At 67.0% G+C, this 20,676-nt stretch carries 19 protein-coding genes and 2 pseudogenes; 12 read left to right on the forward strand and 9 right to left on the reverse strand.

From position 1 onward, the window contains the following. Positions 1 to 52 precede the first annotated feature (52 nt). The 6 genes from LAJ19_RS16745 to LAJ19_RS16770 form a co-directional block, all read right to left on the reverse strand. Positions 53 to 796 carry an ABC transporter ATP-binding protein gene (locus tag LAJ19_RS16745; protein WP_225523985.1) on the reverse strand — a complete coding sequence of 248 codons (744 nt, stop codon included), beginning with the start codon at positions 794 to 796 and terminating at the stop codon, positions 53 to 55. Further along, a complete protein-coding gene (locus LAJ19_RS16750; RefSeq protein ID WP_225523986.1) occupies positions 789 to 1,574 on the reverse strand; it encodes an ABC transporter ATP-binding protein in 786 nt (261 codons plus the stop codon). Before LAJ19_RS16750 ends, LAJ19_RS16745 begins: the two co-directional genes overlap by 8 nt. After that, on the reverse strand, positions 1,571 to 2,575 hold the full coding sequence (locus tag LAJ19_RS16755) for a branched-chain amino acid ABC transporter permease (RefSeq protein WP_225523987.1): 1,005 nt from the start codon (positions 2,573 to 2,575) through the stop codon (positions 1,571 to 1,573). The genes LAJ19_RS16750 and LAJ19_RS16755 overlap by 4 nt, the downstream gene beginning before the upstream one ends. Further along, entirely contained in the window at positions 2,572 to 3,459 is an 888-nt protein-coding gene (locus tag LAJ19_RS16760; protein ID WP_225523988.1) for a branched-chain amino acid ABC transporter permease, read from the reverse strand. The genes LAJ19_RS16755 and LAJ19_RS16760 overlap by 4 nt, the downstream gene beginning before the upstream one ends. A gap of 135 nt (positions 3,460 to 3,594) precedes the next feature. Beyond that, the gene (locus LAJ19_RS16765) at positions 3,595 to 4,749 is read right to left on the reverse strand and encodes an ABC transporter substrate-binding protein (RefSeq protein WP_225523643.1); all 1,155 of its coding nucleotides are present in this window, start codon (positions 4,747 to 4,749) and stop codon (positions 3,595 to 3,597) included. A gap of 354 nt (positions 4,750 to 5,103) precedes the next feature. After that, on the reverse strand, positions 5,104 to 5,880 hold the full coding sequence (locus LAJ19_RS16770) for an ROK family protein (RefSeq protein WP_225523644.1): 777 nt from the start codon (positions 5,878 to 5,880) through the stop codon (positions 5,104 to 5,106). A gap of 96 nt (positions 5,881 to 5,976) precedes the next feature. Between LAJ19_RS16770 and LAJ19_RS16775 the strand changes: the two genes are divergently transcribed. From LAJ19_RS16775 to LAJ19_RS16805, 7 genes and pseudogenes are all read left to right on the forward strand, one after another. Next, entirely contained in the window at positions 5,977 to 6,948 is a 972-nt protein-coding gene (locus tag LAJ19_RS16775) for an AAA family ATPase (RefSeq protein WP_225523645.1), read from the forward strand. A 181-nt stretch (positions 6,949 to 7,129) separates the two neighbouring features. Next, a complete protein-coding gene (locus tag LAJ19_RS16780) occupies positions 7,130 to 7,744 on the forward strand; it encodes a hypothetical protein (protein WP_225523646.1) in 615 nt (204 codons plus the stop codon). A gap of 70 nt (positions 7,745 to 7,814) precedes the next feature. After that, positions 7,815 to 9,128: a hypothetical protein gene (locus tag LAJ19_RS16785; RefSeq protein ID WP_225523647.1), complete on the forward strand. Its 1,314-nt coding sequence runs from the start codon at positions 7,815 to 7,817 to the stop codon at positions 9,126 to 9,128. A gap of 1,870 nt (positions 9,129 to 10,998) precedes the next feature. Continuing rightward, positions 10,999 to 11,607: pseudogene (locus tag LAJ19_RS16790) on the forward strand (UvrD-helicase domain-containing protein); the annotation flags it as partial. A 674-nt stretch (positions 11,608 to 12,281) separates the two neighbouring features. Then, positions 12,282 to 12,437: a hypothetical protein gene (locus tag LAJ19_RS16795; protein ID WP_255639870.1), complete on the forward strand. Its 156-nt coding sequence runs from the start codon at positions 12,282 to 12,284 to the stop codon at positions 12,435 to 12,437. A 696-nt stretch (positions 12,438 to 13,133) separates the two neighbouring features. Next, positions 13,134 to 13,355 carry a hypothetical protein gene (locus LAJ19_RS16800; protein ID WP_225523649.1) on the forward strand — a complete coding sequence of 74 codons (222 nt, stop codon included), beginning with the start codon at positions 13,134 to 13,136 and terminating at the stop codon, positions 13,353 to 13,355. A 1-nt stretch (position 13,356) separates the two neighbouring features. Further along, complete coding sequence (locus tag LAJ19_RS16805; protein WP_225523650.1) at positions 13,357 to 13,701, forward strand: hypothetical protein; 345 nt, start codon at positions 13,357 to 13,359, stop codon at positions 13,699 to 13,701. Here the strand turns inward: LAJ19_RS16805 and LAJ19_RS16810 are convergent. Beyond that, a pseudogene (locus LAJ19_RS16810) lies at positions 13,650 to 14,359 on the reverse strand (IS6 family transposase). The gene LAJ19_RS16805 and the pseudogene LAJ19_RS16810 sit on opposite strands and share 52 nt — an antisense overlap. A 112-nt stretch (positions 14,360 to 14,471) precedes the next feature. Continuing rightward, positions 14,472 to 16,157: a polysaccharide deacetylase family protein gene (locus LAJ19_RS16815; RefSeq protein WP_225523651.1), complete on the reverse strand. Its 1,686-nt coding sequence runs from the start codon at positions 16,155 to 16,157 to the stop codon at positions 14,472 to 14,474. 564 nt (positions 16,158 to 16,721) lie between these two features. On the opposite strand from LAJ19_RS16815, the gene LAJ19_RS16820 reads away from it, so the two are divergent. Then, positions 16,722 to 17,117 (forward strand): VOC family protein, encoded by a 396-nt coding sequence (locus LAJ19_RS16820; RefSeq protein WP_225523652.1) that lies wholly within the window; start codon positions 16,722 to 16,724, stop codon positions 17,115 to 17,117. A gap of 51 nt (positions 17,118 to 17,168) precedes the next feature. Here the strand turns inward: LAJ19_RS16820 and LAJ19_RS16825 are convergent, their stop codons facing one another. Continuing rightward, positions 17,169 to 17,576, reverse strand: a complete 408-nt coding sequence (locus tag LAJ19_RS16825) for a thioredoxin domain-containing protein (protein ID WP_225523653.1) — start codon at positions 17,574 to 17,576, stop codon at positions 17,169 to 17,171. 757 nt (positions 17,577 to 18,333) lie between these two features. On the opposite strand from LAJ19_RS16825, the gene LAJ19_RS16830 reads away from it, so the two are divergent. The 4 genes from LAJ19_RS16830 to LAJ19_RS16845 are packed head-to-tail and all read left to right on the forward strand — an operon-like array spanning position 18,334 to position 20,631. Then, positions 18,334 to 18,660 (forward strand): ArsR/SmtB family transcription factor, encoded by a 327-nt coding sequence (locus LAJ19_RS16830; protein WP_225523654.1) that lies wholly within the window; start codon positions 18,334 to 18,336, stop codon positions 18,658 to 18,660. A gap of 5 nt (positions 18,661 to 18,665) precedes the next feature. Next, positions 18,666 to 18,824, forward strand: coding sequence for a hypothetical protein (locus LAJ19_RS16835; RefSeq protein WP_225523655.1), 159 nt, complete (start codon positions 18,666 to 18,668; stop codon positions 18,822 to 18,824). A 44-nt stretch (positions 18,825 to 18,868) separates the two neighbouring features. Beyond that, the gene (locus tag LAJ19_RS16840; RefSeq protein WP_225523656.1) at positions 18,869 to 19,408 is read left to right on the forward strand and encodes a DUF6428 family protein; all 540 of its coding nucleotides are present in this window, start codon (positions 18,869 to 18,871) and stop codon (positions 19,406 to 19,408) included. Then, positions 19,408 to 20,631: an MFS transporter gene (locus LAJ19_RS16845; RefSeq protein WP_225523657.1), complete on the forward strand. Its 1,224-nt coding sequence runs from the start codon at positions 19,408 to 19,410 to the stop codon at positions 20,629 to 20,631. The genes LAJ19_RS16840 and LAJ19_RS16845 overlap by 1 nt, the downstream gene beginning before the upstream one ends. The last annotated feature ends 45 nt before the right edge of the window (positions 20,632 to 20,676 follow it).

Genomic DNA, 20,676 nt, shown 5'->3' on the forward strand with positions numbered 1-20,676 from the left:
ATCTGCCTCTGTCCGGAAACAGACCTGCATCCCTCATGGGTGCAGTTGTGGTTTAGACGCCCAGGTACGCTTTGATGATGTCCGGATCGCCCATTAAATCACGGCTGGGGCCTTCCTTGACCAGTTGTCCCAGTTCCAGCACGTAAGTGCGGTCCGTCACCCGCAATACCTGCCGGACATTCTGCTCGACCAACAGCACGGTCAGGCCCAGTTCACGCAAACTGCCGATCACCCGCATGACTTCCGACACCACCAGCGGCGCCAGCCCCAGACTGGGCTCATCCATCAGCAGCACTTCAGGCTCGCTCATCAGCGCGCGGCCGATGGCCACCATCTGCTGCTCGCCCCCCGAAAGCGCGGCAGCGGGACTCAGGCGCTTCCCAGTCAGGCTCGGGAAGAAGTCGTAGACCTTCTGAAGGTTGGCGGTCCGGTTGCCCTTGGTCCGGGGCAGGTAAGCCCCCATCAGGAGGTTCTCCTCCACCGTCATCTGACCAAACAGCTGCCGGCCCATCGGCACGTGGGCCACGCCCATGTCCGTAATGCGGTGAGGCGGCACGCCGTTAAGGTTCTGCCCCCGGTAGGTGGCGGTCCCGGCGCGGGCCTTCAGCATGCCGGACAGCACGCGCAGGATGGTGCTTTTTCCACTGCCGTTGCCGCCCACCAGTCCCACCAGCTCGCCTTTGTCCACGTGCAGCGACACGCCGAACACCACCTGCACTTCACCGTAGGCGACCTCAATGCCGCTGGCCTCCAGGACCCGGTCGGAGGCGGCACGTGAAGCTTGCTGATTACTCATGGTCGTCTCCGAGGTAGGCGCGAATGACGTCTGGATGGGCGGCCACCGCCTTCGGTTCGCCTTCGGCCAGCAACTCGCCGAAGGCCATGCAGATCACGTGGTCCGACAGGCTCATGATCACGTGCATGATGTGTTCGACCATCACGATGCCGATGCCCGACTTGGCCAGTTCGCGGATCAGGGCCACCATCTCCTGCTGGGCCGGCGGGTTCAGACCAGCGATGCTCTCATCAAGAAACAGCAGCCGCGGCTCCATGGCGAGGGCTTTGGCGAGTTCCAGGCGGCGGCGCCGGGCGAGGTTAAGCTGCGCGGCCGGCTGGGCGGCGCGGTCCGCCAGGCCAACCCGGTCAAGCACCGAGTAGGCGTGATCTTCCGCCGCGCGGCCCCGGTACTTCAGGAAGGCGGCCACCAGCACGTTTTCCAGCACACTCAGGTCCTCGAAGGGGCGCTCGACCTGAAAGGTCCGGGCCATGCCCAGCCGCGCACGCACCTGGGGCTGCACCCGGGTAATGTCCCGTCCGTCAAACGAGACCCGGCCCTGGCTGGGCCGCACAAATCCGGTCAGCGCGTTGAACAGGGTCGTTTTGCCCGCACCGTTCGGACCGATCAGCCCGAGAATCTCCCCGGGTCGCACCGCGAGGCTGATGTTCTTGACGGCCGTGACGCCCCCGAAGCGCACGGTGACGCCCTCCGCCAGCAGCAGAGGGGGGCCTTGGGGCGCATGAATTACCTCACCGGGAAAGGTGGTGAGTTCCGGCGAGACAGGCTGGCCGGTCATCTTGCGGTCCCCAATTTCCGGCCCTCGCGCGAGAACAGGCCCATGATGCCGTTGGGGGCGAACAGGGTTACGAGCAGGATCAGTACCCCGTAGATCAACAGGTTCGCATTGCTAAAGACGTTGCGGAACATCTCCCCAAAGGTCGCGAGGAGCACCGCACCAATCAGCGGTCCCTGAATGCTGGTCCGCCCGCCAATGATGGCCATCAGGGCGATCTGGACACTGATCGGCAGTTCCAGCAGCGTATGGGGCTCGAAGGCCTGCAGATAGATCGCGTACAGCGAGCCCCCCAGAGCGGTCAGGGCAGCGGAGATCATAAAGGCGATCATCTTCATCCGGGTTGGGTCAATGCCCAGGGCCCGGGCCCCGTCCTCATCTTCCCTGACGGCCTGCAGGGCGTACCCCAGGCGCGAGCGGCGGATGAGGTGCGTCACCAGCAGGGTCAGCGTCACGAAACCGAACGCCAGCCAGTACTCGGTCCGGCGGTCGAACAGGTCCAGCCCGAAGACTGTGGGCAGTTCGGGCATAAACAGGCCCTCGCTGCTGCCGGTCCATTCACTGTTGATGGCCACCAGGCGGATCACCAGGGCCACCGCGATCGTGGACAGGGTGAAGTAGCTGCCGCGCAGCCGGAACGTCAGTCCACCCCAGACCGCCGCCAGAACGACCGCCAGGACCATGCCGATCAGGGCGCCCCACCAGGGGGCCACGGGCCCGCCGAAAAACGCCGGGACGCGCTCCGGCGTGGCCAGCAGCGTCATGGTGTAGGCCCCGATGCCCAGCAGCGCCGCGTGGCCCAGGCTGGTCTGGCCCGCCCAGCCTCCCAGGATGTTCCAGCTCATGGCGAGTCCGGCAAAGATCACGGTGGAGATGCCGAAATTCATGGTCTTGCCGAACACAAAGGGATACAAGAACAGCACGGCCAGGACGGCGGCGCTGAGCCACAGGTTGCCGAAGGTCAGGGCGCGGGGCCGTTTGAGCGTCACAGGCGCTGCGGTCATACCCGCTTCACCGTCTTCCCGAACAGGCCTTCAGGGCGCAGCAGCAACACCAGCAGGAAGGCCACCAGGCCGTAGGCGTCGCGGTAGTTGTTGTTGACGTAGAACGCTCCCAGCGACTCGATCACGCCGAGCACCAGGCCGCCGACCAGGGCGCCGGGCAGGTTGCCCAGCCCGCCCAGGACCGTCACGATAAAGGCCTTGGTGGTGTAGTTCTCGCCCACCGTTGGAAAGGCATACAGCAGGGGCATCAGCAGGACGCCGGCGATGGCGGCAAAGGCCACGCCCAGACCAAACACGATGGCCTGGATGTTGGCCGTCTTGACGCCCTGCAGTTCGGCACCCAGTGGGTTCTGGGCGGTGGCCCGGATGGCCCGTCCGAGCTCCGTGCGGTAGAGCAGCAGATTCAGACCGGCAATCACTGCCAGCGTTCCGAGGCCCGCGATCAGCAGCGAAATGCTCACCTGCACGCCGGCAAAGGAGAACGTGCTGCTGGCGTACGGCACGTTGATGCTCTGCGGCTGCGCCCCGAACCCCAGCAGCAGGGTGTTGCTGATAATCAGGCCCAGGCCCAGGGTGGCCAGCATGCTGCCCTCACCCAGACGGTCGCCCAGCCGGGTCAGCACGAAGCGCTGAAGCACGTAGCCCAGGGCAAAACCCGCGGGCGCGGCGACCAGCAGGCTCAGGTAGGGGTCGATGTTGAAGGTCTTGAACAGCGCGAGACTGATGAACATCCCGATGGCCAGAAAGTCGCCGTGGGCGAAATTGATGACCTTCATGACGCCGAAAATCAGGCTCAGACCTGTACCGATCAGGGCGTACAGCCCCCCGGTCAGCAGGCCCTGTACCAGGGTCTGAAAAAAAGCCGTGACGGCAACTGGGTCCATGTGGGCTCCTTCGGAGTGAGGAACAGGGAGCGCCAATGTTGCGCTCCCCGGGGGTGGTCGACCTGCGCTGCGTGCCTGTGAGCTCGTGCCAGCAAGAGTGGCGCCGCCGGTGGGACCTGCTGGTCCCCAGGAAACTCAACGCTCGAACTTGATGGGCTGCGGCACCACGCTCTTGGGGTAGACCGGCACGAACTTGCCGCCCTGCACCTGCTGCGCCACCATGGCCAGCGGGTTCTGATTGCGGAAGCCGTCAAAGTCCTTGAACTGGATGGGCCCGAACGCAGTCTGCATGTTCAGGCTGTTGAGGGCCGCTTTAACCTTCTCCCGGTCGGTGCTGCCGGCGCGGCTGATGGCTTCGGCCGCCACGATCACGCCGGCGTAGGCCTGGGCGGCGTGATAACTGGGGTCCGCACCACCCAGCGCTTTTTTGAGTTCCACGTTCAGCTTCTGAACGCCCGGGTAGCGCAGCTGCGGAATCCAGGCGGTCGCCGTGATGACGTTCTCCGCCGCGCTGCCGCTGTCCTTGATGAACTCGGGCAGGGCGAAACCGGCGGCCCCTCCGGCAAACAGCCGCGGCTTGACGCCGACTTCGCGGGCCTGCCGCATCAGGGCCACGCTGTCTTCAGCGTAGGACACCATCAGGAGGCCGTCGGGGTTCTTGGCCTTGATGCGGTTGAGGACCGGGCGGAAGTCCGTCAGGCCCTTATCGTAGCGCTGGTCCTCGACGATGGTGATCCCGTACTGCTTGGCCAGCGTCTGGGCCGCGTCCGCAACGCTCTTCTCAAAGGCTCCCGTGCCGGCGATGACGGCCATGGTCTTGAACTTCTTGTCACGGAAGATGCTCAGAATGACGCGGGCGTATTCGGTGGCGGGCTGGTTGAGGCGGAAGGTGTACTCGCTCCCCGGCTGGGTGATGTCGTCACCACTGGACGTCACGACGAGGTTCGGCACCTTCTGCCGGGCCAGGTACTGCGCCTGGGCCTTGACGAGCGAGCTGCTGTATTCGTTGATGACCAGGGGCACGCCTGCATTGACCAGGCGCTCGGCAGCGGCCAGCCCCTTGTTCACGTCCGAGGCATTGTCCTCAATAACCAGTTCGATCTTGCGCCCGCCGATGCCGCCTTTGCGGTTGACTTCGGCCACCCCGACTTTAAACCCGGCCAGCTGCATTTTTCCGAACTCGGCGAAGCGGCCGGTGACGGAGGTGATGGCCCCGATCTTGATGGTGCCCTGGGCCTGTGCACCGGCGGCAAGCGCCATGGACAGGGTAAATAACACGAACTTACGCATGGTGGTCTCCTTGACAGGAACGCGAACGGAGGATTTATGAATGTACTGTGCGGGTCAGTGTAGCTGTTGGCGCCGGGTCGGCACAGGAGCTGTCCAGTTATGCGGGCGTTAGCAGGCCGCCGGGGGCTGTGTGCACGGGACGGCGGGCGACAGAGACGATCAGGAACCAGGTGTGGTGCACTGCGAGTTCCGATGGAACCTGCCGGTCGATCTCCTCCAGGACGTCCAGAACCTCTACGGTGCGGTGGCGGGGGGAATGCCGGAGGGGTCGGGCATGGGGTCCGGGTCAGTGCGGGCGCGGCTTCCCGGCGGTGTTTTAAGGGCGCGCCGGCGGGTCCTGGGAGGGCGCCGGCGTCAGCGGGGGGCGGGAAAGTCACTGGCCGCCGAGAGGTGGGCCCGCTCCAGCCAGGCGACGCCGTAGCGGGCGGCGCTGTCGAGGCCACCCAGCAGACCGAGCGGGCTGATGACGGCCCGGGTGGGCAGGCCGAGTTCCGTAAGGGCACGCGTGACTTCCCTGCGCAGCCGTTCTGACGCGGGGGGAAGGTCCTGGAGGACCAGCGCGGCGGGGTTGAGGATCGTTACGGCCGAGGTGAGGTGGTTGGCCAGGTCGGTCGTGTAGGCGCGCAGGGCGCGTTTGACTGGGGTGTGGCCGCCCGCGGCCAGGGCCGCGACGGTGATGATGTCGGTCTCCGGGTCGACGCCGCGCAGGTGGCCGAGCAGGCGGTGGAGCGCGAGGTCGTGGCGGCGGCGTTTGGCCGGGTCGGCGGCGTAGCTGAGTTCGCCGGTGGCGCAGTGGTAGAGCTGACCGCCGAGCATCAGGCCCAGGCCGAGTCCGAACTCGGAATTCAGGAACACCAGGGGGTCATCCGGCGTGAGGTTCAGGGGGTGCCAGGCTTGCCACGCCGCGAGGTTGGCGTCGTTCTCGACGATGACCGGTCGGCCGAGGGCGGCGCTGAGTTCGGCTTCAAGCGGTTGATCGGTCAGGTCGGCCCAGGGCAGGGCGGCGGTGCGGGTGCGGGAGTTGACCTGCCCTTTGACACTGATGACGGACCGGTCAGCGTGGCCCTGCTGGTCGAGCCAGGTCACCACCCTGGTGATCCGCAGAGCCGACGCGGGCAGTGGCAATGGCATCACCGTCATCCGCCCCAGCACCTGAGCCCCACCGGAGGCCGCCCGGCGCGCCGTGACCCGCGCGCCGAGGCGGCCCTGAACGTCACAGGAGACCCCATGCTGCCCACCGACATCACCTCACCCGAAGAGTACGAAGCGGCCCTCAACGTCCTGCCCATCCACATCCGGGACATCGTCGAATCCCGCATTGACGTCCTGGAGGAGATCGCCCTCGACCGGGGCCAGCACCTCATGGTGAAAATGGACGGCCTGCGCATCGAGTACCCCGTCCCGATCACCGGCCGCAACCCGCGGTTCGTGACGAACCAGGTGGGGAACTTCCGGGACGACGGGCGCCGCGGCATCAACGGCACCCTGCACCGCGTGTCCGGTGAATTCAACGAAGAAGGCCTCGTGGACAAGATCATCATTCGCGTCGCGCGGGTCATCATGGGCGTCGCCGAACCCCTGCGGGAGTACATCGAGCAGGCCAAAGGCATCCTCGTGATCGGCCCGCCCGCGGTCGGGAAGACGACCTTGCTGCGGGACATCGGCCGCATCCGGGGCGAGGTCCTGGGCGCGGGCCTGTACATCATCGACAGCTCCAACGAAATCACCGGGGACGGGGACGTGCCGCACCGCATGATGCGCCACTCCCGGCGGGTGAAGGTGGGTGACCCGCTGGAGCAGGCCCCGAAACTCAAGCGCGGAATCCGCAACCAGGGCCCGTCCGAAGTGCTGATGGACGAAGTGGGCTACAACGGCGACGTGCAGCTGCTCATGAACGCCTCGCGCGCCGGGGTCACCGCGATCGCCACCGTGCACGGCTCCGTCCTCGAAGACGTGAAGAACAACCTCGACCTGTGCCCCCTGCTGGGCGTCACCGAGGACCAGCGGACCGGCGAGTACCGCAAACGCAGCACCGCGTGTTTCGACACGGCCATCGAGGTGCACGGCAAAGGGAAATACAAGGTCATCACGAACCTGGACGAGCAGGTCCGCAGACTCCTGAACGGTGAACCTGCCGAGAGCACGAGGGTAGGCAACTGGCCGGAATTCCAGACCTCCGGATTGAGTCACGCCAGCTGAGCACGGCACACGACACCCCGCTGAACAAGCCGGCGCACCCGCCCGGCTTGTTTCGTTTTCCGCCCACGCCCGCGTCCCACGCCGACACGGGTTGCCTCCAAACCCAACCTGCACGGACACTCGGCGAGACCCGCGCAGCCCCCACCGGAAGGCCGCCGCTCAGTGCCAGGAGGTCATCAGCATGAACGACATCAACCCACCAACCGATCAGCAACCGCTCGCGAACCCACCGACCGATCAGCAGCCGCTCACTCTGAAAGCAGGTGACATCACGTCCGCGCTTGAGCACCTCGGACCAGCACCGGCACCGGCGCCCGCCCTCATCCGCTGGAGCGCCCTACTTGAATCGCTCGCCAAGGAGGACCGCATCAAGCCCCTGCAGGAGTTCGAGCGGGCCGTGCATAAGGGGGTGATCGCAGCCGCCACACTCCGCGACACCTTCACCCTCCATTACCTCGACGCGCAGGGTCAGAACGCCACGCACGAAGGCCAGGACGACCTGCTGCTCGACACGCCGGAACTGCGCGCCTGGCTGGCGACGCAGGTCAACGAGAGCCGGTACCTACTCATCCAGAACGGCGCACCCATCCAGATCACGCAGCAGCAGATCGAAAACGGAGAACTGGATTTCGCGCGCCTCTCCGCCATCCGCAAGACGGTCGCCGGGCAGCGCGTCCAGACCCCGGCCGCACCTCAGGCCAAGGGCACCAAGCCTACCGCCAGCAAGTCGAAGGCCGGCACGAAACCCCCAGCGCCGCAGGCCAAGGCCACGACCACGCTCGACGCCACCAAGTAAAACCACCCCTGAGCGCATACGGGAGATCCAGTCACGGGTCTCCCCTGCCGCCGCAAGGAGGCCAGTACCCATGGGCCGACCCCCCGCCATCATCCAGAAGATCCGCACCGAACTCGCGCTCTCTGAAGCCGAGAAAGCCCCCCTCCGGGAGCTCTACGAGTACGACGGCGCGTGGACGGACAAGGAACTCAAGGCGAAGTGTCCGAGGCAGGGCGCGATCCTCAAAGCGGGCCTGCTCCTTCCGGTCCACACCGTCATCGGCCCCCTTCACATGCTCTCCGTCACCGGCCGCCGGCTCGTCCTGAGAGACGCTTCAAGCACCCACATCGCCCCGCAGCGCAACCTCGACCGGGCGTACATCCGCCTGTGCATGGAGGACTACGGGTTCGAGCAGACGGACGAGCGAACCACCCGAGGTCTTGAACAGTACGCCGGAAAGATGGAACTCTTTGAACGGCTCACGCCACAGGGCGTGGCGCTGGTCGGCGGGACCATGTCGGGCGGTGGGGTCACCCGAACGACGATTGACCGGACGATCACCCGCCTGAAATCCTCCGCCCTCGCCCACCACTTCCGGGTCATTCTGTTCACCCCCTCTCCGACCCGGGGGCGCGGCCTCGCGCAGAAGCACGCCTCCATGTTCACGCTGCTGCACCACGTGCCCGGAGGCACGGGCGAGCGGCTCAAACGCACGGCGTTCAGACCCACATTCGATGACGCGTACGCCGGTCCGGCCAGCACAGCCCTGCTGGAAGATCTGGTGGTGCGTAAGCATCCGGACCTCTTCCCGGAGCAGACGCTGGAAGTCCTCCGGGAGCGGCGCGCGGACCGCATCGACCGGTTCAGAACTGACCTGGAGACCGACCGGGTCATCAGCGCCGAGCAGCTGTACCGGCATTACATGCTGCACCCGGATGACCTCAAGAATGTGCCGTACGTCGAGGCGATCATGCACCCCGTGCACAGCCGGGCGGGCCTGGAAGTCAGGACGCGTTTTTACCTCACGTCCGCCGCCTTGCAGTACCAGGACGACAACGTCCTCGGACACTACGCGGGGGTCGGGGAGATGCGCCGCGTCATGAACGTTCCGGCCAACGAATCGTTCAAGCTGGACACCCGGCGGCGGCTGGCGCGGGACACGCCGGACGCCATCTTCCATAGCCTGTACGGGCCAATCGCCTTCGAATACGACACGGGGGTGTACAAGCTCCGGACGGTGCAGTCGAAGCTCGAAAGTTTCGCGCAACAGGGGTACCTGCAGACCATCTGGGGCACGGCCAACCGCCAGCGGATCGCCAAGGTCGAGGGGATCATGCAGGCTGAACCTGGAGCCAAAGGGCAGGTCATTCTGAGCGAATGGTGGCGCGGCATGCCCACCCCGTAAACCACTGCCATGTGATCGGGAGGCGTCTCATCTGGAGGCGCCTTCTGCTCGTGGTGAGAGGGGCGCTCGCATGCCGTTCGCCCTCGCCGGGCACCGTTCATTCGCCGGTCAGGCCCGCTGCCTGTGGGCCACGACCAGCGACCCTGGGCGCTGCGGACCGGTGATCCGGAAGTCCCGAACGGCCCGTGCCCAGCGGTGCACGGCCGCGTCTCGTGGGGCGCGGGGCGACCCCTCTGAAGGGGGTTCACTGACCCACCGCACCTCACGATGAAGGCGCGAAAGCGGGGTGAGCCGGGTCGCTGAAACGAATCAGAGACAACCGGCACAAGGGTGGCGCGGGCCCTGCCGGACGATCGGTCTGACCTACGGAACGTGGGAGACGGAACGCTCCGAGGACGACCCCTGAGCGCGGGACGCGAGGGCGCGGATAGGCGTGCGCCGCAGGGTTCGAGTGAGGTGAACACCTCCCGGCGGTGCACCGTTTTCAAGTGGAGTGGAGAGGGCCTGCGCAGCACTGAAACCCGGTTGATTCAGCAGAGGCCAGAGGACCGAACACCCCCTCCGGTTCACCGCCAGGGGAGGCTCAGAGGAGGCCGAATCCCAGGCAAACTCACACGGGCAAGCAGGGTGAGAATGGGGCCTCGTTCAGCCGGTTGTTGGCCCGGTTTGCAGCGAATGTGGGAGGCCGGTGTCGTGGTTGGGATGAGCCTGATTGTCCCGTCACGTGCCGCACGGAGGACGTCCTTACCAGCCCGGTCCGGCGCCTCGCCTCCGTGCGGCCGGGGTACAGATCTGCCACCCGATGTAGGGGGCGACCGTGGCGGCAGGGCGCGCTCACGGGCAGACCAGTCCTGAGATTGCTCCCCCATACGTTGGCAAATAGTCGCAGACAGGCCGTTCACATCCTGGCGAATACTTTCCCTTACCCGCAACAGATGGGCGAATAGAAAATTGCCCACCCGCGCAAACCCCCAGACATGTCGGCAATTAGAGTGTACACGCCAGACTCTCAGGGAGTTCAGGCGCTCCCGGGGGGAGCCAGGGCATCTTGCCGCGTCCTGCGTGGGTCTGTAAGGGCTTCACCAGGGGCTGAGGCGGTGCGGGTCGTGGGTGCCGGCGGCGGGTCGTGATGGGGTGGGCAGGGGGCGCGTGAGCGGCGCTGGTCTGCGCCCTGGGCATATCGGGCGGTGGCTCTTCGCCAGGGCGTGCGGGTGGAGTCATCGGCGGGACGATGACGGTTCAGATCTGCGAGCGGGGCGCGCGGGTCAGGGGGGACGGCAGACGCTCCCCGGAGTGTCCGGGCCAGGTCGTCGGCTGTGCAGTGACGACTCGGGTCTGCGGCCTGGGATGGTCGGGTGATCGTCACGTCTCTGTGCCTCGGGTGGGGTCATCGGCGGGGCGATCACGACTGGGATCTGCGAGCAGGGAGCACGGGTCGGGAGGCGCGGCGGATGGACGTTCCCTGGAGTGTCCGGGTCAGGTCATCAGCCGTGCAGTGACGACTCGGGTCACTCAACCGGAGCGCGGGTCAGTGACCTTCACCGGAGTGGTCTGCACGTGACGACCGCGTGGGTCACTCGACGCTCGCTCACCCTCGGGTACCGGTCCGGGACGCGGGCGATGACCCAATGCCTCACCGCGCTGGCGCGTGGCCCAGGGAGGCATGACAGTGACAGCGGAGCAGGGCGTGTTGTTCGCGGCGGGTGACGTGCACGCGGGGGTGTTGGGCGGCGTGCCGTTCGACGCGTCGGCGGTGCTGCGTTCGTTGCGGCCGGGGGTGGAGGCGGGTCAGGTGCGCGCGGCGCTGGAGCGCTTCACGCCGCAGCAGTTGAACGTGGTGCATCACGTGGTGAATTCGGCGCGGAACGTGATGGTCGTGGCGACGGCGGGGAGTGGGAAGTCGACGGTGCTGCGTACGTTCGCGCAGGTGCTGCCGGGTGGTCTGACGATCGGGGCGTTCGCGCTGAACAAGTCCATCGCGCAGGAGTTGCGCGCGGCCCTTCCGGGTGACGTGCTCGTGTCGACCTTCCACGCGTTCGGTCGGCGGCTGGTGGAGGAGCACTGCCCGGTGCATGCGGTGTTCGTGGAGTGGAAGCGACTGAACATCGTCAAGGCGATCCTGAAGGAAGCGGGGGCGTACTCGCAGGGCGTGGCGAAGTCGCTGATGTCCCTGGTGCGTCTGTCGATGGTGCACATCGCGAACTCGGCCGACGCGGTCCTCTCACTGGCGGCGGAGCAGGAGCTCAAATTCCCAGAACGGTTGGACGTGGTGGGTGCGGTGCGCGCGGTGCAGGAACGGGCGCTGTCGGACTTCCGGACGCGCGGACACTTTGACTATGACGACATGCTGTACCTGCCCCTGAAGTTGGGGTACAGGTTCGAGTCGCTGGACGTGGCGCTCGTGGATGAAGCGCAGGACTTCTCGCGCCTGCAGCACCGCCTGGTCCGGCACGTCGTGGGCTGCCGGGGCCGCGTGATCTTCGTGGGTGATGACAGTCAGGCGATCTACGGCTTCAGCGGCGCGGACAAGGGCGGCCTGGGCCGCGCCGCTGAAATCTTCGACGCGGTGACGTTGCCGCTGACCGTGACGTTCCGTTGCCCGTCCTCGCACGTGGCGTTGGCTGCGCGCTTCAGTGACGGGATCGAGGCGGCGCCGGGCTCGGCGGCGGGTGCGGTGTTGCGCGTGACGGAGGACGAGGTGCTGCCCGAGTTGCGTCCCGGGGACCTGGTGATCTGCCGGAAGAACGCGCCGATGCTGAGCATGGCCATGAGGCTCGCGCAGGAGGGCGTGCCGGTGGAAGTGCTGGGGCATGACATCGTGAGGGCGATGGAGGGGCACGTGCGGCGCTGCTTCGCGTACTCGTTCGCGCCGGATGACGTCGAGGGTCGCCTGCACGAGTATGGCATGAGTCTGCTGCAGGCGCACTACGAGTCGGGCCTGCGCGGGAAGGTGCTGCGCCGGGCGGTGGAGGCGGACGTGGACCTGCTGTCGTGCGTCGCGTCGTTCGCCGCGGAGGTCGGGGGGCTCGCCGAGCGGCGCGGCGCGCGGGCGTCGGGGGAGGAGGTCATGGCGCACGTGCGCGCCCTGTTACGCGTGGTCCTGCGGTGCGGCTGTGCACGGTGCACAAGGCCAAGGGCCTGGAGGCGCGGCGGGTGGCGCTGCTGGAGGCGGATGAGGTGCTGGGCGCCGGGGAGGCGGGCGAGGAGGATGGGGACGCGGCGGTGGCGTTCGTGGCCGTGACGCGCGGAAAGGACACGCTATGGTTGGTCGGGGGCCGGCACCCTGAAGCGGAGGACGCGGCGGAGTAACCCGACCGCACACCCGCCGGAGGGCGGGGGGAGGGAGACATGAAAGCCAGTGTGGATGTCCGTGACCTGATGACCCTGCGCGCCGCGGCGCTGCAGGTTCAGGCCAGGCGTGGGGCGAGCTTCGCGCCCGCTCCGGTCTCGATACCCGCCTCCCCCCTGCCGCCGGGTGTTGCTCGGGATCTCCCGCCGGTGGACGGCACGCCCATCGACGCGGACCCGTGGTCGGACGCGGGCGTGCCGGATGACCTGCTCGACCAGCTGGCCGGTCAGGACACGTGGGCTGCGCAGGACGAGACGCGTCCGCTGACAGCGCCCCGACCGGAGACGCGGCGGGCCCCGCCCCCTGACCCGACCGCACCTGCGGTTCCGCATTCCGCTGCCCCTGCAACTGGTGTGGATCCGGCCCGCGGGCGGCGCCAACGGACGAGGATTTTTCGCTGCCGGACTTCACGCGGGCCGCGCCGGACGACGGGGCGGCGGGGGCGCAGCTGGCACTGTCGCAGGTGCTGCGTGAACAGTTGAAGGTGGGCGCCGAACGGGGCCGCGCGCGGGGCGCGCGGGACGCGGAGGGCAGCCCCCCGGAGTGAGGGTTGGGAGGCGTGACGGCGGGCCGGTCACGTCCCCCTTCGCCGCGTCGCGTTCGGCTCACTCCACCGCACACCGCACGGTCACCGCGCCGGGCGGCCACAGGCGGGCATGATCGACTTCAGCCGACGGTCCGAACCTCGCCCCGAAGCCGCGTTCACCTTCGCCTCGGTCGCGCTGACGCCGTACTTCCTGGCGGGCGCCGGGTTGCGGCACGTCGTGCCGGTCACGCAGTTGCGCCGCGCGCACCTGGAACTCCAGGCGCTGAACGTGAGACCCTCAGGGCCCGCGAGGCGGTGGAGGTCGTCATGGCCTGTCCCCGGACGGACGTAACGTGCGTGCTGGCGTTCACGCTGCGGGGGACCGCACGCTGCCGTCCCGTCAGGCGACGCTGCTGCGCCAGCGGAACCCGGTCAAGGACCGCGAGGACCTCGCCCGTCTCTTCGCGGACGCCGCGCCCGGTGAGCGGGTGGTGGTCATCGGCATTCACGTCCGGCTGTTCGCGCGGCCCGTCGCCGCGTCCGGCCTGTACCGGATCATCACCCTCGCGTGCGTCTCACCCGGTTGTGGCAAGTTGTTAGTTGTTACGAGAGCAGCGGAGCGTCATGAAGGCAAGCGGCCTGAAGTTCAGGCCGCTTGCTGCACGGTCTCTCGCCCGGTGGTGAAGGCAGCTTGGTGATGCTGGTGACGGGAACGGGCGGGAACGGTGGAGCGGGCAGGATGATGAAGATTCGCGATCCGAGCGTGCAGGTCGAGACACCCTTGAGCTCGTTTTCGGGAGCGGAATCCGCGTTGTTGTCGTTCCTGTCGTCGGGGAGGACGAGGAGACTGCTCGACGAGGTTGTTCCAGCGAGCGGTCGAAACAACTTGTACGTGCTCCACGGAGTGGAGCACGGGGCGTTCCCGTTTCGCCGCACCGTCGCTCCACAACTTGTCAGTGTGAATGACCTCCGGCACGTCGTCCTTTTCTAACAACCGCTGAAAGAACGAGCGGGCAGCCTCGGTATCACGGTATTGTGGCAAGAAGACGTCCAACACGGCGCCGTGTTCATCAATCGCCCGCCACCGCCAGCGTTGACCCCACAAATGTCCACGTGCATTTCGTCGAGGTGCCACCGGGAATCCCGGCGGGGTTCCCGGTGGCGGCGTTCCTGAGCGAAAACGTCGCTGAAATTGATCCACCAGGTCCGGATCGACTCACGGGTGACAGCGATGCCCCGCTCAAGCAGGAGTTCTTCGACATCACGGTCACTGAGAGTGAAGCGGTGGGAGAGCCACACGGCATAGCCGATGACTGCAAGGGGGAACCGGGAGCCGGGAAGCTTCTGACCACTCAACCCCGCGCTACCCTACCTCAACAACTCGTCAGAACCATTTCTTATAGAGATCATCGCGACCTGGGGGCTCTGAAAGGGAACCGTAGTTAGAAGCTCAAGTGAGCTGACCGTGTTAGGGCGAGCTCAAGCGGCGGACGGCCTCGGCCGCCGTCACAATCGGGATGTTCCTGCCTTTGATGTAGTCGATGGTCTGCGCGAGGTAGGCCTGCTGGGTGGCGTCATGCTGCTCGTGGTTGCCGGGATGCAGCATAAAGACCAGCCAGCCCCCTTTGGCCTGGGCAGCGTCCACGGCGGTCTTGTAGGCCTCCAGGGTGTTCTGGCCGGCGTCGGTCCAGGAGCCCAACGCCACGCGGGTGATCCGGTAGTTGGTGTTCATGGGCAGGGGGTTGACCCCGCCCCGGTCCACAAACGCCGTCCGGTGGCTCTTGCACACGATTTTCCGCACGCGCTGATCCTGCTGACCATAGGGGTAGACGAAGTTGGTGACCTTCAGGCCCTGCGCTTCCAGTTCGCGCCGCGCCCCTTCAATTTCGGCGTCCAGTTCTGTGTCCGTCAGCGTGGTCAGGTCCGCGTGGGTGCGGCTGTGGTTGGCAATTTCCCAACCGGCACGTTGCAGGGCGCGGATCTGCTCAGCCGAAGCGAAGTAGGCGTCACCCGACATCATGTTCTGACTGGCGACGGCCGCCGTCATGACCGCGCCCTTCTCCTGAAACAGGGGCAGCAGTCGTTCCAGGTCGGCGGCCGTGCCGTCGTCACTCAGGAAGGTGACCAGTGGCCCGGCCGTGCCCTGGGGATTGGCGGCCTGGGGGGAGAGATTCTGCAGACAACCGGTGAGCGGCTCCAGTGGATCCAGCAGGTGGATGGGGGTGGCGCCACCGCTGAGGCGAATGTTGGACAGCCGCACCGTCCGTAGCTTCCGGGGCGCCAGGTCACGGTCGGGACCAATCAGGGCCAGCTCCTGAGCGCCACTGGCACGGGCCCGCTCGGCCGCCTGCGCGGTGGGTTCGCCGATCAGCCGGGTCACCCGTTCGGTGCCGGCAGTGGCCAGCAACAGGCTGAGACTGAACTGCTCCGGTGCGCGCGCATCAATCAACGGGAGTTTCAACACGACCGTGACCGTGCCCCGCGCACCAGGACGCAGGGTCTGGGACCCGGTGGCGGGAGTGCTCACACTGAAGCCGTACTCCAGGACGTCGTCTCCAGGCTCCAGCAGGCCTCGGCGCTGCGCGGCCCGTTCCAGCCCCTGGGCTTCCTCCGGGCGCAGACCGGCAAAGCCGAAGCTGTTGACCGGGGCGGGCAGCGACGGCAGGAAATCGCCGGGCCGGATGTTGCGGGCCACCAGTTCACGCGCCGCCGGTTCACCCTGTGTTCCGGTCAGGGCGGTCAGGGCAGTGCCACCGATACTCTGGCCGGCACGGGCGTACGCCACGAGGGTGAGGTTGTCCAGCGCGGCGCGGGTCTCGTTGACCACTTCAAAGGTGGTCCAGAGATAGCGGCGGTTGGCGGCGATGTCGTCGTGAAATCCGGCGGCGCTGCTGCGCAGTCGCACGGCGCTCTGGGCGCCCACCGACGGCCCGGCGGACTGCAGGGCGACGCTGGGCGTCGATTGGGCGCTCAGGGCGCCGCGCCCCGGATTGGTCAGGGTAAGGGTATAGGCGGCCAGTCCATCGGCCGGCGTCACGGCGGGGAGTTCCAGGCTGGTTTGGTTGGTCGGCGTCCGGGGCGCGCTACAGGCTCCCAGCGCCAGAGGCAGCAGCAGACAGGCGGTCCGGGAAAACGAATGGGGGAACAGGTTCATGACAACTCCTGAGAAGATGAAAGGCCAAAAAATCACCTGCCACCGCATATGGCGGTGCAGGCACTCACCCCGGAATGATAGTTCTCACGCCCAATGGGTACAGATGTGAGGTTTTTATCTTTTCCTCAGACACATCCATGCTCCAGGGCAGCAGACGCTGTCCGGTCTTGACAGCTTTCATTGTCCTGGCTGACCGTTTTCCCACCGTTCAGGCGCCGCCCCACCCGCAGCCCTCAGGGCAGAGGAAGCGCTTCCCCATCCCGCGGCCTGTACGACTGTCTGCCTGCCCGGGCTTTTGAGAGGCGCCCTCAGGAGCCGGCCCCCACAGTCGAGCAAGGACCCTGCCCTGCTGACATCGCCGCGCGATGGGGGCCGCTGCGCAGCACCCCAGGTGCCCGGGGGCCTGCGCCCCGGTCAGCGCCGCCGGAACCCGCGTCTGGGCCCACGTCTTGAGGACCTGTTGGTCACGTCGTGGGTCCGGCTCCAGACACTGTTCTCCCCTCCGCAGGGAGTGTCCCTGAGGGAGAAGCGTATTCACGCCCAGGACGCGCCTAAGATCGACCCATGATTCGGGGGATCGACCATGTGCAGGTAAATGCTCCTCAGGGACATGAGCAGCAAGCCCGCGCTTTCTTCAGCGCTTTTCTGGGGCTGCCTGAGGTGCAGAAACCGGACGTCCTGCGGGCGAATGGCGGAGTCTGGTTCGGTCTGCCCGATGGCCGGCAGATTCATACCGGTGTGGCAGAGGCGTTCATCCCCAGTGAGAAGGGCCATGTGTGCCTGTTCTGCGACGATCTGGACGTCGTCCTTGCTCGCGCAGAAGAGTTCGGGGTGGTGTGGAGCCTGGATGTCCGCCTCCCTCTGCGCCGCATCTACCTCTCGGACCCTTGGGGGAACCGCATGGAAATTGTCGAAGGACGTCACGCCAGTCCTCCACACCCCACTGCTGCCGGGGCCTGACGGTCCATCTCACGGCGCTGACTGGGCACGGACGCACCTCCGGGCTGACGTTCATAAACGCTGGGCTTGAAAGCCGCGGGCACCCCTCAGACCTTGACTTTCCGTTTCAGTGTGCAGCGTGCCCGCGAGTTTATTGGGTCCCCTGTGTTCCGCCTTGTGTTGCGCCACCCCCTGACGCACAGGTCGGTGTGGTGAAAAAACCGGCTGCATGGTGTGTTCGCCCTGCCCGTCTCGCACGAAGAGTGTCAAGCGCCTGAGCAACGTCACGCCCTGCACGCTGAAGTTCGGCAGGGACAGTGCTTGGGTGAGGTCCTGGTGGTCGTCACTCGGCACCGGAAACGGCAGAGGCGAACGCGGTTTCATCTCCTGCGGATACACCGGGTCCTGCGTGCTCAGACCGTCGAGCGCCACTCCCAACTCCCGCACCTCAGGCCGTTGTCCCCTCCACGGCGTCGTCATGGGGACAGCCTGTCGGTGGGGAGGCGGACATGACCGTGCGTGGCCTGCCGATCTGGCCAGCGCGCACCTTCCGGCCGTCAGTGACGTGCAGGGCGCTTGGGGGAGGACCCGTCCCGGTCAAGTGCTGGGCGGCGCCGTCATCCGCATGGACAGGCAGATCGGCAGGCAAGTCGGGGAGGTGGTCTCGGCGCATGGGGGACTCCCGCGCCGTGGGCCGTCAAGCCATCGGCGAGACTGGGCAGTGACACAGACAATAAAGCGCTGTGTGCCGGCACAATACCGGATGGCCTTCTCACCTCAATGCCGTGATGCCCACGCTGCGCACCGCGTTGCCTGAGCTGCACTTTGAATTTGAGCCCCTGCTTGCATAAGGGGACGGGGTTGACGTGAACCCCGTGATGACTGGCATCCATCAGGGACCATTCCGGGGGTTGCTCGCCACGGGGGCGCACCATTCGGGTGCGTCATCTGCACTTTGTTCGGGGGTCGGAGGTCAGGGGCAGAACCTGTGGCGCCTGTGGAAGCCCGCGGTCTTCCTCAAGCAACTGGAGGTCCCAGCTTCCCAAGCGCAGGAACAAAAAGCCGGACTGGCCCCCAGGAGAGCGCCGCTCTGTCGTGGCAGGCGGCGTGGCCCCTCGGCGTGATCACCGGCCCCTCATTCACCGCTCTGTGTCTTCACCGTGAACACGACGGGCTCCCGCAGAAGAGAACCGGAAGATCCATTGACATTTCTCGATGGGAAGCCTATGATCCATCCATGGATTTCGATGGAACAGCAGCGGTGTTCAAAGCCCTGGGTGACGTGCACCGCCTCAAGGCCCTGCACTTCCTGGCCACTGCGGACGCCGGCTGCTGCTCGACCGGGCAGGGCGTCTGCACCTGCGACGTTCAGGAACGACTTGGCCTCAGCCAGCCCACCACCAGCCACCACATGAAACTCCTGGTTGATGCCGGCCTGGTGCTGAGTGAGAAACGCAGTAAATGGACCTACTACACCCTGAGCGCTCAGGGTCTACTCATCGCTCAGACCGCACTGAACCGCCTGCTGGCCGCCGTGCCCCAGGTTAACAAGGAGGCTGTATGAACCCCATGACCCTTCATTTCCTGACCCTCGCCCATCACCAGGACCTGCGGCGCGCAGCCGAGCAACAGCGCGCTGCCCGCCTCGCCCGGCCGTCGGCGCCTCTCCCCCGCCCACCGGTGACGCTCCAGCTTCCGGCGACGCAGACCCGCTGTTCCACCTGCTGATTTTCTGCCCACACGCATCCAAGTTCTTCAATCAGGAGACTGCCATGACCCAGACGATTCCCGGCCTCACCGACCAGACCATCACCGCCGCCCTGCTTGCCAACCTGCGTGCACTGCCCCAGCGGCCCCTGGTGTTCCAACTGCACGGCGAAACCCTGGTGCCCCCCGGGTACCACGTCACTGAGGTCAAGGCCGTCACCATCGAAGCCATGGACTGCGGCGGCAAAGCCAGCGCCTGGCGCGAGACAGTGATTCAACTGATGGACGGCAGCGCTGAAGAAGCGGCGGCCGGGTTCATGACCAACCGGAAGTTCCTGGCCATCTACGACCGCGTGGTCAAGCACATCCCAGTACGCGAGGACGCTGAGGTCCGCTTCGAGTACGGAAACGCCAGCACCCCAGCCATGCAGTACCACGTCACGCACGTCGAAACCCAGCCCGACCGGATCATCGTGCACCTGCGGACCCCAGGCGTGCAGTGCAAGGCCGGGGACAGCTGCGGCGCCCCCGCGGCCGGTACGGACGAAGGCTGCGCGCCGGAAAGCGGCTGCTGCACCCCGCAGGCCCCCATCTCGCTGGGCTGATGACCCACCGCCCCGCTGGCCAGCGTCCCTTCGTGTGGGCGCTGGCCGCATTGACGACCGTCGGGTACGGGGCCCTGTATTACGCCCAGCCCCTCCTGGCCCTGGCAACGGAACACGAGCGCGGCTGGACGCGCGCCCAGACGAACTTCGCCTTCACTCTCGCGCTGCTGGTCACGGCCTTCACCGCCCCGGCGGTCGGCCGCGCGCTCGATGCGCGCGGCGGCCGGAGCCTGCTGAGCCTGGGGGCCCTCTGCGCCGCCGCGGCCTTCACCCTGCTGGCCCTCACCGCCAGCTATCCACTCTTTGTCCTCGGGTGGCTGCTGGCGGGCGCCGCGATGGCCCTGACGTTCTACGAGGCGGCCTTCACCGTCCTTGGACAGCAGGTGCAGGGCGAGGCGCGCACACGCGCGACCCTGACCATCACCCTGGTCGCCGGCCTGGCCAGCACCATGTTCGTCCCGCTCACGACCGCGCTGCTGGGCGCGTGGGGCCTGCAGGGCACGCTGCTGGGCCTGGCAACCGGGCTGATGCTGGTCGCCGGACTGACCTGGGCCGCCCTGCCTCCTCGACCGGCGCGGCCGCCGGCAGGTGCGCCGCCCGCGTCGTTCCGCCCTGACCCTTCCTTCCGGCGGCTCACGCTGGCTTTCACCCTGGCGCGCGTCGTGACCGTCGGTGTCGGCCTGCAACTCGCGCCGCTGCTGCTGGCCTCAGGGTACTCAGCGGCCCTGGCGGCGGGACTCACCGGCCTGCTGGGCCTGGCCGCGCTGCCGGGCCGGGTGGCGTTCGTGCCCCTGCTGACCCGGCTCGGCGCCCTGCGCCTGACCACCGGTCTGTTCATGCAACTGGCGGCCGGCACCGCGCTGCTGCTCTGGCCCCAGCACCCGCCTGTCCTCGTGCTGGGCATCGTGGCGTTCGGCCTGGCCAGTGGCGCCCTGACGCTGGCACGCGCAGAACTCCTGGCGCGGGGGTACCCGGCCGCGGTGTTCGGGGCAGCGAACGGGCGCATGGCGCGGCCGGTCAACCTCGCCCAGGCCCTCACGCCGTTCGGGGTAGGGCTGCTGCTGACCTGGACAGGCGCGTACAGCGTGTCCCTGTGCCTGCTCACGGCTCTGGGTGTGGCAGCTGGACTGACCCTGCTGGACCCGGCCTTTCCGCGGCCACGATGCGGCCCGGGCCGGGCCGTCCGCGAGGTGCGCAGGAACGAACGCGAGGGCGCGCCGTGACACCAGCGCAACCCAGGTGAGGGCCGACGGTGTGTTGTCGTCCTG

It is taken from the genome of Deinococcus taeanensis (assembly GCF_020229735.1).
GTDB classification, from domain to species: Bacteria; Deinococcota; Deinococci; order Deinococcales; family Deinococcaceae; genus Deinococcus; species Deinococcus taeanensis.